This window comes from Pseudomonas sp. UBA6276, assembly GCF_002438365.1.
GTDB lineage: Bacteria > Pseudomonadota > Gammaproteobacteria > Pseudomonadales > Pseudomonadaceae > Aquipseudomonas > Aquipseudomonas coleopterorum.
The window spans coordinates 297-11,234 of sequence record NZ_DJUS01000076.1; the positions used below are offsets into that span (position 1 = coordinate 297).

Sequence of the window (10,938 nt, forward strand, 5' to 3'; positions counted from 1 at the left end):
TGATCGCCGGCAGCTACACGCCGTTCTGCCTGGTAACCCTGCGCGGGCCCTGGGGCTGGAGTCTGTTCGGCGTGGTGTGGGGGTTGGCGGTGCTGGGCATGTTGCAGGAGATCAAGCCGCGCTCCGAGGCCCGTGTGCTGTCCATCGTCATCTACGCGGTGATGGGCTGGATCGTGCTGGTCGCGGTCCAGCCGCTGCTGCACCTGCTCGGGCCGGTTGGGTTCGCCTTGCTGGCTGCAGGCGGTGTGCTGTACACCGTGGGCATCATTTTCTTCGCGCTGGACAAGCGTCTGCGCCATGCCCACGGCATCTGGCACCTGTTCGTGATCGCGGGCAGTGTGCTGCACTTCATCGCGATCTTTTTCTACGTCCTCTGAAGCCTAGAAATCCCCCCACAGCTGCTGGGCCACCGCCAGGGCGACCACCGGCGCGGTTTCGGTGCGCAGCACGCGGGGGCCGAGGCGGGCAGCGTGAAAGCCGCCGGCCTTGGCCTGCTCGACTTCGGCATCGCTGAGGCCACCTTCGGGCCCGATCAGGAACGCCAGGCTGGCAGGCTTGGCGTGGCTGAGCAGCGGCTCTGCGACAGGGTGCAGCACCAGCTTGAGTTCGGCGTCGCTCGCGGCAACCCAGTCGGCCAACACCTGCGGCGAATGAATGACCGGCACGCTGGAGCGACCACATTGCTCGCAGGCGCTGATGGCCACCTGTCGCCAGTGGGCCAGGCGCTTGTCGGCGCGCTCGTCCTTGAGGCGGACCTCACAGCGTTCGCTCACCAGCGGTGTGATTTCGCTCACGCCCAATTCAGTAGCCTTCTGGATGGCCCAATCCATTCGCTCGCCACGGGACAAGCCCTGGCCCAGATGTATGGCCAGCGGCGAGTCGGGTTGGCCGGTGAACTGTTCGTCGAGGTTGACGCTGACGCGTTTCTTGCCCACTTCCAGCAAGGTGCCCAGGAATTCCTGACCGCTGCCGTCGAACAGTTGGACCTTGTCGCCGGTGGCCATGCGCAGCACGCGGCCGATGTAGTGGGCCTGGGCTTCGGGGAGTTCGTGTTCGCCCAGGCTCAGGGAGGCGTCGATGAAAAAGCGGGACAGTCGCATGGGGGGTGTCTCTGGTGATTTTGTGGTGTTTATTCTGGCCTCTTCGCGGCCACTGGCCGCTCCTACGGTTGCATCGTGTGCCCCTGTAGGAGCGGCCGGTGGCCGCGAAAGCACTGGTACAGGCGACGCCCTACTCAACCCGGATCGCGAAACCCAGGATGGAAATCTTCAGCCACCTGCACGCTCACGCTGCTGCGCGTGGCGATATCGATCCCCTCGCTGGCCACCTCGGCCAGGAAGTCGATCTGCTCCGGCGTGATCACATAGGGCGGCAGGAAATACACCACGCTGCCCAGCGGCCGCAGCAGCGCGCCACGCTCCAGGGCGTGGTTGAACACCTTGAGCCCGCGTCGCTCCTGCCAGGGGTAGGCTGTCTTGCTGGCCTTGTCCTGGACCATTTCGATGGCCAGGACCATGCCGGTCTGACGCACCTCGGCCACGTGGGCATGGTCGGCCAGGTGCGCGGTCGCAGTGGCCATGCGCTGGGCCAGGGCGCGGTTGTTCTCGATGACATTGTCCTGCTCGAAGATGTCCAGCGTGGCCAGAGCCGCAGCACAGGCCAACGGGTTGCCGGTGTAGCTGTGCGAATGCAGGAAGGCGCGCAGTGTCGGGTAATCGTCGTAGAAGGCGCTGTAGACGTCGTCGGTGGTCACGCAGGCCGCCAGCGGCAGGTAGCCACCGGTCAGCGCCTTGGACAGGCACAGGAAATCAGGACGGATGCCGGCCTGCTCGCAGGCGAACATCGTCCCGGTGCGACCGAAGCCCACGGCGATCTCGTCGTGGATCAGGTGCACGCCGTAGCGGTCGCACGCCTCGCGCAACAGCTTGAGGTACACCGGGTGATACATGCGCATGCCGCCCGCGCCCTGAATCAATGGCTCGATGATCACGGCGGCCACGCTTTCATGGTGTTCGGCCAGGGTCTGTTCCATGGCCTGGAAGAGGGTGCGCGAGTGCTCTTCCCAGCTCACCCCTTCGGGCCGCTGGTAGCAGTCCGGGCTGGGGACTTTCAGGGTATCGAGCAGCAGCGCCTTGTAGGTTTCGGTGAACAAGGGCACATCACCGACCGACATCGCGGCGATGGTTTCGCCGTGGTAGCTGTTGGTCAGAGTCACGAAGCGCTTCTTGTTTGGCTGACCGCGGTTGACCCAGTAGTGAAAGCTCATCTTCAACGCGACTTCGATGCACGAAGAGCCGTTGTCGGCGTAGAAGCAGCGAGTCAGCCCTTCGGGCGTCATCTTGACCAGACGCTCCGACAGCTCGATCACCGGCTGATGGCTGAAACCGGCCAGGATCACGTGCTCCAGCTGATCGACCTGATCCTTGATGCGCTGATTGATGCGCGGATTGGCATGTCCGAAGACATTGACCCACCAGGAGCTGACCGCGTCCAGGTAGCGCTTGCCGTCGAAGTCCTCCAGCCACACGCCTTCGCCGCGTTTGATCGGGATCAGCGGCAGCCGCTCGTGGTCTTTCATCTGGGTGCAGGGGTGCCACAAGACCTCGAGGTCTCGTTTCATCCACTGGTCGTTGAGTCCCATCTTTCTCTCCCGCGGCAACACGCTTGGCAAACAGTCGCGCAAGCCTATGCAATGAGGCCTCGGCTAACAACCCAAACATGCTCGATGGCGACACTGGCGGGCACTATGCCGCTGGCGTATGCTGCGCGGCAATTTGCCACTGCCGGGGCTCGATCCGGCCATTTCGCTTGCTCTGCCGGAGTTCTCTGCATGTCTGCTGGTTGGTTGCGCGCCTGGGCGCTGATAGTAGTAGGGCTGTTCAGCGCGCAGGCGTTGGGCAATGACAAGGCTCAGACGGCGATCGTCGTCGGCGGCGGTCTGGCGGGGCTGACGGCCGCCTACGAGCTGCAGGCCAAAGGCTGGCAGGTGACCCTGCTGGAAGCACGACCCAGCCTCGGCGGCCGCTCGGGTCTGGCCACCAGCGAATGGATCGGCGGCAGCAAGGTCCAGCCGGTGCTCAATGGTTACGTGAACACCTTCAAGCTGGCCACCCAGCCGGCACCGGAATTCGTCCGCAACCCTGGCTACCTGATCGACGGCGAATACTTCACCGCTGCCGACCTGGCCACCAAGCAGCCAGCGACTGCGGAAGCCCTCAAGCGCTACGAGAAAACCCTGGATGACCTCGCCCGCTCGGTCAAGGATCCGGAAAACCCAGGTGCGACCAGCACCCTGTTCGCCCTGGACCAGATCAACGTGTCCAACTGGCTGGATCGCCTGCAACTGCCCCCTACGGCACGGCAACTGATCAACCAGAAGATTCGTACTCGCTACGACGAACCGTCGCGTCTGTCACTGCTGTATTTCGCCCAGCAGAACCGGGTCTATCAGGACATCGACGACCGTGATCTGCGCGCCTCGCGCCTGATCGGTGGCAGCCCGGTGCTGGCCCAGGCGTTCGTCAAACAGATCAAGACCATCAAGACCGATTCACCGGTGTCGGCCATCAGCCAGGACAAGGACGGCGTGACCGTCAAAGTGGGCGCCGTGGGCTACCAGGCCAGCTATGTGGTCCTGGCCGTCCCTCTGCGTGCACTGGGCAAGATCGCCTTCACCCCTGCGCTGGACAACCGCCAGCTGGCGGCAATCAAGGGCACCAACTATGGCTGGCGTGACCAACTGCTGCTCAAATTCAAGACGCCGGTGTGGGACAGCAAGGCGCGGATGTCCGGCGAGATCTACAGCAACACCGGGCTGGGCATGTTGTGGATCGAGCCAGCCTTGAAGGGTGGCGCCAATGTGGTGATCAACCTGTCCGGTGACAACGCCCGCCTGCTGCAGGCCTTTGGCGACAAGCAGATGGTCGACCAGGTGTTGATCCGCCTGCACGCGTTCTATCCACAGGCGCGCGGTGCCTACACCGGCTACGAGATCCGTCGCTACAGCACCGATCCTTCGTATGGCGGTGCCTACCTGGCCTACGGACCGGGGCAGATCAGCAAGTTCTGGAAAGTCTGGGAGAAGCCGCAGCAGCGCATCGCCTTCGCGGGTGAACACACCGACTCGCTGTACCCCGGCACGCTGGAAGGCGCACTGCGCAGCGGTCAGCGTGCTGCCGGCCAAGTGGTTGATCTGGCGGCAGGCAAGTCTTTCGAACCGGTCAAGGTCGCCCCGCCTGCGGCAGCACCGGTCAAGGCTGCCGAGAGCAAGCCTGGGTTCTTCTCCAAGTGGTTCGGCGGCGGCGACACGCCAGCGGCCAAGCCCGTCGAGCCTGCACCTGCGCCAGTACCGGCGGCTGCACCTGCTCCCGTTCCAGCGCCCACGCCTGCACCTGTTCCGGTGCCCGCCGCCGTGCCCGCGCCCGCACCGGTCAAGGCGGAGCCTGCGAAGAAAGCCGCGCCGGTGAAGAAGGTGGAAACGAAAAAACCGGAGCCCAAGAAGGCGGAAACCAAGAAGCCTGTGGTCAAAAAGCCAGCCGAAGCGAAAAAACCGGTTGAATCCAAAAACAAGGTGGAAGTAACCAAACCTACAGTGCAGCCGTAGGTTTCGCACCGCAGCCGTCGGCCTTTTCGTGGGTCGGCGGCGCCTTTACGCGTATAAAACCGCGTTCCTGGCCTGTGAGCAGTGCGCTTAATACTGTCTTAATCAACTTTATCGATATTTCAAAGCGAGATTTTCCGCTTTAATCCGATAGATAAGTCAGTCATCTTGAGCGCAGTTCTTACAAGGTCAAGGCACATGCAACTACGTAATTCCACTTCTCGCTATGGCTGGGTCAGCATCGTCCTGCACTGGGGCGTCGCGCTGACCGTATTCGGGCTTTTCGCTCTTGGGTTGTGGATGGTGGGCCTGGGTTACTACGACCCATGGCGCAAGGCCGGCCCTGACCTGCACAAAAGCATCGGCCTGGTGCTGTTCTTCTTCATGCTTGTGCGCGTGGTCTGGCGCTTCATCAGCCCACCCCCGCCGCCCACACCCAACCAGGGCAAGCTGACCCGCACGGCGGCTCATCTGGGGCACCTGTTCCTCTATGCGGACCTGTTCCTGGTGATGAGCGCCGGCTACCTGATCTCGACCGCAGACGGGGTAGGCATTCCGGTTTTCGGGCTGTTCGAAATACCGGCGCTGGTCAGCGGCCTGCCCAATCAGGCGGAAACCGCCGGTACCGTGCATTTCTACCTGGCGTGGGTACTGGTGATATTCGCCGTACTGCACGGCTTGGCTGCATTGAAACACCACTTCATCGATCGTGATGCAACCCTCATCCGTATGCTGGGTCGCAAAGCTTGACTGCCGTACCTATCAAACTTCAAGAGGAATACTCCCCATGTTGAAAAAAACCCTCGCTGCACTCGCCATTGGCACTGCCCTGTTCACCGCAGGCCAGGCCATGGCCGCTGACTACACCATCGACAAGGAAGGCCAGCACGCTTTCGTCGACTTCAAGATCAGCCACCTGGGCTACAGCTTCATCACCGGTACCTTCAAGGACTTCGACGGCAAGTTCAGCTTCGATGCTGCCAAGCCCGAAGACGCCAAGATCGACGTGACCCTCAAAACTGCCAGCGTGTTCACCAACCACGCCGAGCGTGACAAGCACATCAGCAGCAAGGACTTCCTGGACGTGGCCAACTTCCCGGAAGCCACCTTCAAGTCCACCAGCGTCAAGCCGACCGGCAAGAGCGCCGATGGCAAGACCACTGCTGACGTGACCGGTGACTTGACCCTGCACGGCGTGACCAAGCCCGTCGTGATCAAGGCCACCTTCCTGGGTGAAGGCAAGGATCCATGGGGCGGCTACCGTGCCGGCTTCGAAGGCACCACTTCGATCAACCGCAAGGACTTCGCACCCAAGTCCATGGACCTGGGGCCACAGTCGGACACCGTCGAGCTGTACTTCACCTTCGAAGGTGTGAAAGCGAAGTAAGTGATTCGCTGACATGAAAAAACGCCGCAGCCTGTGAGGGCTGCGGCGTTTTTTTGTATCCGGCATGGGAGCCATGGTGAAACCTTCGCGGGCAGAGCCCGCTCCCACAGGGCAGCGAGCCTGCCTACCTCATGCTCAGCCTTCGCGATTGCGCGTCAGCAGTGCAGGTTTTTCACCCCGCGGGCGGCTTGGCAATTGCTCCAGTTGCTCGGCAGTCGGGAAACGATCGATCTTCGATTCCTTGTGCACGATCACCGGTTGGCTCGGGTTGCGCGAGTTGCTCACCGCCGGTTCCTGGCGTGGCTGCTCGTCGCGTGCCGGGCGACGGTTGCGCGGGTTGCTGTCGCGACGTGGCTGGCCGTCACGAGCGCCACCCCCGTTGCTGCGCGGACCGCGCTTGGCGCCGGCGTTGTCGCCAGTGCCGGCGGAACGTGCGCCGCCACCGTTGCGCGGTGCGCCACCGGCAGGGCGACCCTGGCGAGGCGCTGCTGCTGGAGCAGTACCACCGGCCGGTGCAGAACCGGCAGGACGACGACCGCGCCCCTGGTTCTTGCCCTGATAGGGGCTGACGTAATCCGCACGGTTGCCGAAGTTGTCCACTTCGTCATCGAGGAATTCGTCCGGCGCACGGTTGGCGGAAACCGCCGGTTCTACGGCCGCGCGTGCAGCCTGTGGCTGACGTGGCTTCTGGTCACGGGGTTGGCGTTCAGAACGCGCCCCGGCGGGCTTTTCCTTGCCTTTGTCCTTCCCTTTGTCCTTGCGACCGCTGCTGGCGTTGCTGGTGCCATCGCCGCGAGGTGCGCGAGCACCGCGGGCATTGTTGGCCTGAGGACGCTCGCGCACCTCGGGTTTTTCCGCTTCCACGGTGCTGGCATCGAACCCCATCAGATCACCGTCCGGGATCTTCTGCTTGGTCATGCGCTCGATGCTCTTGAGCAGCTTCTCTTCGTCTGGCGCAACCAGCGAGATCGCCTCGCCACTACGACCGGCACGACCGGTACGGCCGATACGGTGCACGTAGTCTTCGTCGACGTTGGGCAGCTCGAAATTGACCACGTGTGGCAGCTGGTCGATGTCCAGGCCACGCGCGGCAATGTCGGTGGCGACCATGATGCGTACGGAGCCGGCCTTGAAGTCGGCCAGGGCCTTGGTGCGCGCGTTCTGACTCTTGTTGCCGTGGATCGCCACGGCGCTCAGACCGTGCTTCTCCAGGTACTCGGCCAGGCGGTTGGCGCCGTGCTTGGTACGGGTGAACACCAGCACCTGCTCCCACGCGCCCTGAGTGATCAGGTGCGCCAGCAGCGAACGCTTGTGGCTGGAGGCCAGGCGATAGACGCGCTGCTCGATACGCTCGACCGTGGTGTTGGGCGGCGTGACTTCGATGCGCTCGGGGTTGTGCAGCAGCTTGCCGGCCAGGTCGGTGATGTCCTTGGAGAACGTCGCCGAGAACAGCAGGTTCTGACGCTTGGACGGCAGGCGCGCAAGGACCTTCTTAACGTCGTGCACGAAGCCCATGTCGAGCATGCGGTCGGCTTCGTCGAGCACGAGGATTTCAACGTGGGACAGATCGACGCTGCCCTGACCACACAGGTCGAGGAGACGGCCGGGGCAGGCCACCAGCACGTCGACGCCGCGGGACATGGCCTGTACCTGCGGGTTCATGCCGACGCCGCCGAAGATGCAGGCGCTGACGAACTTGAGGTCGCGGGCGTAGAGCTTGAAGCTGTCGTGAACCTGGGCAGCCAGTTCGCGAGTGGGGGTCAGGACCAGTACGCGCGGTTGGCGCGGGCCGTGACGTTGGGATTTGTCCGGGTGACCACCTGGGAACAGCCGCTCCAGAATCGGAAGGGCGAAGCCGCCGGTCTTACCTGTACCTGTCTGAGCGGCGACCATCAGGTCGCGGCCTTGCAACACGGCGGGAATGGCCCGCTGTTGCACCGGGGTGGGCTGGGTGTAGCCCGCTGCCTCGATGGCGCGGACTAGAGCCTCGGAGAGACCGAGGGAAGCAAAGGACATGAGTAATCCTGTTCTAGTAGGGGCTTATGCCCGAGGGATAATCTTGCCTGGCGCGACGGGTGTGGGGTGACACTGTCGCGTCCGGTCCTGCTGGGGTTGCAAAGTGCGCTTCACGAAGCGGTGCGCGGGCTCAGGCCCAGCTGGCAGGTGCTTCGAGAGGCCTTGGCAAGGCCGAGCGGCCGGACGTAAGCCTGGCACAAGGGCCGAGTATAACAGAGCAATCACATTGCGCTGCTTTCACGCTGCCCAGCGGTGCCTGCGGGCGATGGCTGCAGTGTCTGCGGCGCAGCGGAAGGTATCGTTTTACCACTCATTGGCTCGACGGCATAGCGAGCCAGCAGCTGTGCATAGGCTGGCTCCTGCTTGAACCGGCGCAGTTCGGCGGCGAAGCGCTGCACCAGCAGATCCATTCCGGCACCTCGGCGCACCGCCAGAAACTGCGGATTGTTACCGATCTCCATGGGCAGGGGACTGACCCGCTGTTGCAGGCCCAACCGCTTGACGGTGTACTCGCCGACGCGGCGGTCGGTGATCAACAGATCGATGCGTGCCTTGGCCAGTTTGCCGAAGTTGGCTTCCTGGCTGGGCCCGCTCTCGCGAACGACACCGGGCGCCTGTTCGAATGCGTCGCCGTAGTCGTAGCCAGCGGTGATGCCCACGGTCAGCCCGTCGAGGTCGGTCATGCTGTGCACCGGGTGCGGTCGGTCATTGGCCTGGTAGAACACCCATTCCACTTCCGACAGCGGTTCCTTGGCATAGAACAGGCTTGCGTCGCGTTCGTTGGTCTGGAAGATGTCGAGGATCCCATCCGCCTGGCCCTGGTCGAGCATCGCCAGGCAGCGTTTCCATGGCAGGAATTGCCACTGCACCTGGATGCCCAGGCGTTCGAAGATCAGCGCCGTGATGTCATAGTCGATCCCTTGCGCGGTGCCGTTCTCTTCAAAGGCATAAGGTGCCCAGGAATCGGTAACGATGCGCAGCGTTTCGCCATGGGCCTGCAGGCACCAGCAAAGGAGAAGCGCAGAGGGCAACGAGCGGAGGATGGCAACCATGGGCCGGAGATTACGACGCCTTGCCGCGCTTGAAAAGGTCTATGCCGGGCTTCAGGCACCACTGACCTGATTCTATTGCGACTGATCGATACAAAAAGGCCCCGGCAGAATGCCAGGGCCTTGAGGCTGTGCGAGAAGACTCAGCGGCCCAGTTTCAGATTGTTCCATACCGCCAGGCTGGGTTCTGCCTGGTTCAGGGTATAGAAATGCAGGCCGGGGGCACCGCCCTGCAACAACCGCTCGCACATCTGCGTGATCACTTCCTCGCCGAACGCCTGGATGCTTTTCACGTCATCGCCGTAGGCTTCCAACTGCTTGCGCACCCAGCGCGGGATTTCCGCGCCGCAGGCATCGGAGAAGCGCGCCAGCTTGCTGTAGTTGGTGATCGGCATGATGCCCGGCACGATTGGAATGTTCACGCCCAGCTTCTGCACGCGCTCGACGAAGTAGAAGTAGCTGTCGGCGTTGAAGAAGTACTGGGTGATCGCACTGCTCGCGCCAGCGTTGGCCTTGCGCGCGAAGTTGACCAGGTCATCTTCGAAGTTGCGTGCCTGCGGGTGCATCTCGGGGTAGGCCGCCACTTCGATGTGGAAGTGATCGCCGGTTTCGGCACGAATGAACTCGACCAGGTCATTGGCATGGCGCAGCTCGCCGCTGGACATGCCCATGCCCGACGGCAGGTCGCCGCGCAGCGCGACGATGCGCTTGATGCCGGCCGACCGGTACTGGTCGAGCAGGCCGCGCAGGTCTTGTTTACTGTCGCCCACGCACGAAAGGTGCGGAGCGGCGGGAACGTTGACTTCGTTTTCCAGCTGCAGAACGGTGTTCAGGGTACGGTCGCGGGTCGAACCGCCGGCGCCGTAGGTGCAGGAAAAGAAATCGGGTTTGTAGGCAGCCAACTGGCGGGCGACGCCCATCAGCTTTTCATGCCCGGCATCGGTCTTGGTGGGAAAGAACTCGAAGCTTAAGGGACGATCGTGAGACATGGCAGTTTCTCGGTAAACCCATCGAGCGGGCCAGCGTTGACTGGCCCGCCGTATCAAGAGCCTGAACGCTTAGTAGCGGTAGGCTTCTGGCTTGAACGGACCTTCGACGGTCACGCCGATGTAGTCGGCCTGCTGCTGGGTCAGTTGAGTGACCACGCCGCCGAAGCCGCGGACCATTTCCAGGGCCACTTCTTCGTCCAGTTTCTTCGGCAACACTTCGACGGTCAGGCGGGCGGCCTTGCCGTCGGCGTCCAGGTCGGCGTACTTCTGCTCGAACAGGAAGATCTGCGCCAGCACCTGGTTGGCGAACGAACCGTCCATGATGCGGCTTGGGTGGCCGGTGGCGTTGCCCAGGTTCACCAGACGGCCTTCGGCCAGCAGGATCAGGTAGTCGTCGTTCTGCGCGTCGAAGCTACCGGCACCGGTACGGTGGATCTTGTGGACCTGTGGCTTCACTTCTTCCCATGCCCAGTTCTTGCGCATGAAAGCGGTGTCGATTTCGTTGTCGAAGTGGCCGATGTTGCAGACCACGGCACGCTTCTTCAGCGCCTTGAGCATGTTGGCATCGCAGACGTTGACGTTACCGGTGGTGGTGACGATCAGGTCGATCTTGCCCAGCAGCGCCTTGTCGATGCTCGCTTCGGTGCCGTCGTTGATGCCGTCGATGAACGGCGAGACCAGCTCGAAGCCGTCCATGCAGGCCTGCATCGCGCAGATCGGGTCGACTTCGGAGATCTTGACGATCATGCCTTCCTGACGCAGCGACTGAGCCGAACCCTTGCCCACGTCACCGTAGCCGATCACCAGTGCCTGCTTGCCCGACAACAGGTGGTCGGTGCCGCGCTTGATGGCGTCGTTGAGGCTGTGACGGCAGCCGTACTTGTTGTCGTTCTTGCT

General features: G+C 62.9%; 10 protein-coding genes. 4 read left to right on the forward strand and 6 right to left on the reverse strand.

What is annotated here, in order from left to right:
- Nucleotides 1–377, forward strand: a 377-nt coding sequence (trhA, locus tag B2V21_RS08815) for a PAQR family membrane homeostasis protein TrhA (RefSeq protein WP_286916633.1), incomplete at its 5' end; no start/stop codon positions are given.
- A gap of 3 nt (nt 378–380) precedes the next feature.
- Here the strand turns inward: trhA and B2V21_RS08820 are convergent.
- Nucleotides 381–1,100 carry a 16S rRNA (uracil(1498)-N(3))-methyltransferase gene (locus B2V21_RS08820; RefSeq protein ID WP_286916634.1) on the reverse strand — a complete coding sequence of 240 codons (720 nt, stop codon included), beginning with the start codon at nt 1,098–1,100 and terminating at the stop codon, nt 381–383.
- Nucleotides 1,101–1,234: 134 nt separating this feature from the next.
- The gene (locus B2V21_RS08825) at nt 1,235–2,641 is read right to left on the reverse strand and encodes an adenosylmethionine--8-amino-7-oxononanoate transaminase (RefSeq protein ID WP_286916635.1); all 1,407 of its coding nucleotides are present in this window, start codon (nt 2,639–2,641) and stop codon (nt 1,235–1,237) included.
- Nucleotides 2,642–2,830: 189 nt separating this feature from the next.
- Here B2V21_RS08825 and B2V21_RS08830 point away from each other — a divergent pair, with 189 nt between their 5' ends.
- From B2V21_RS08830 to B2V21_RS08840, 3 genes are all read left to right on the forward strand, one after another.
- On the forward strand, nt 2,831–4,603 hold the full coding sequence (locus B2V21_RS08830; RefSeq protein ID WP_286916636.1) for a flavin monoamine oxidase family protein: 1,773 nt from the start codon (nt 2,831–2,833) through the stop codon (nt 4,601–4,603).
- Between the two features lie 195 nt (nt 4,604–4,798).
- Nucleotides 4,799–5,350 (forward strand): cytochrome b, encoded by a 552-nt coding sequence (locus tag B2V21_RS08835; protein WP_049861654.1) that lies wholly within the window; start codon nt 4,799–4,801, stop codon nt 5,348–5,350.
- Between the two features lie 37 nt (nt 5,351–5,387).
- Nucleotides 5,388–5,987 carry a YceI family protein gene (locus B2V21_RS08840; protein ID WP_049861655.1) on the forward strand — a complete coding sequence of 200 codons (600 nt, stop codon included), beginning with the start codon at nt 5,388–5,390 and terminating at the stop codon, nt 5,985–5,987.
- Between the two features lie 135 nt (nt 5,988–6,122).
- Here B2V21_RS08840 and B2V21_RS08845 read toward each other — a convergent pair whose 3' ends face one another.
- The 4 genes from B2V21_RS08845 to B2V21_RS08860 all read right to left on the reverse strand — a co-directional run.
- Entirely contained in the window at nt 6,123–8,003 is a 1,881-nt protein-coding gene (locus B2V21_RS08845) for a DEAD/DEAH box helicase (protein WP_049861656.1), read from the reverse strand.
- Nucleotides 8,004–8,224: 221 nt separating this feature from the next.
- Nucleotides 8,225–9,055: a substrate-binding periplasmic protein gene (locus tag B2V21_RS08850; protein ID WP_049861657.1), complete on the reverse strand. Its 831-nt coding sequence runs from the start codon at nt 9,053–9,055 to the stop codon at nt 8,225–8,227.
- Between the two features lie 140 nt (nt 9,056–9,195).
- Nucleotides 9,196–10,041 (reverse strand): methylenetetrahydrofolate reductase [NAD(P)H], encoded by an 846-nt coding sequence (metF, locus tag B2V21_RS08855; RefSeq protein ID WP_049861658.1) that lies wholly within the window; start codon nt 10,039–10,041, stop codon nt 9,196–9,198.
- Nucleotides 10,042–10,110: 69 nt separating this feature from the next.
- Nucleotides 10,111–10,938 (reverse strand): adenosylhomocysteinase (locus B2V21_RS08860; RefSeq protein WP_286916637.1); only part of this gene is annotated, 828 nt, incomplete at its 5' end.

What these genes read in the sequence shown, in the direction of transcription:
- B2V21_RS08820 (WP_286916634.1), bottom strand. Translation starts at nt 1,100, where the DNA reads ATGCGACTGTCCCGCTTTTTCATCGACGCCTCCCTGAGCCTGGGCGAA.
- B2V21_RS08825 (WP_286916635.1), bottom strand. Translation starts at nt 2,641, where the DNA reads ATGGGACTCAACGACCAGTGGATGAAACGAGACCTCGAGGTCTTGTGG.
- B2V21_RS08830 (WP_286916636.1), top strand. Translation starts at nt 2,831, where the DNA reads ATGTCTGCTGGTTGGTTGCGCGCCTGGGCGCTGATAGTAGTAGGGCTG.
- B2V21_RS08835 (WP_049861654.1), top strand. Translation starts at nt 4,799, where the DNA reads ATGCAACTACGTAATTCCACTTCTCGCTATGGCTGGGTCAGCATCGTC.
- B2V21_RS08840 (WP_049861655.1), top strand. Translation starts at nt 5,388, where the DNA reads ATGTTGAAAAAAACCCTCGCTGCACTCGCCATTGGCACTGCCCTGTTC.
- B2V21_RS08845 (WP_049861656.1), bottom strand. Translation starts at nt 8,003, where the DNA reads ATGTCCTTTGCTTCCCTCGGTCTCTCCGAGGCTCTAGTCCGCGCCATC.
- B2V21_RS08850 (WP_049861657.1), bottom strand. Translation starts at nt 9,055, where the DNA reads ATGGTTGCCATCCTCCGCTCGTTGCCCTCTGCGCTTCTCCTTTGCTGG.
- metF (WP_049861658.1), bottom strand. Translation starts at nt 10,041, where the DNA reads ATGTCTCACGATCGTCCCTTAAGCTTCGAGTTCTTTCCCACCAAGACC.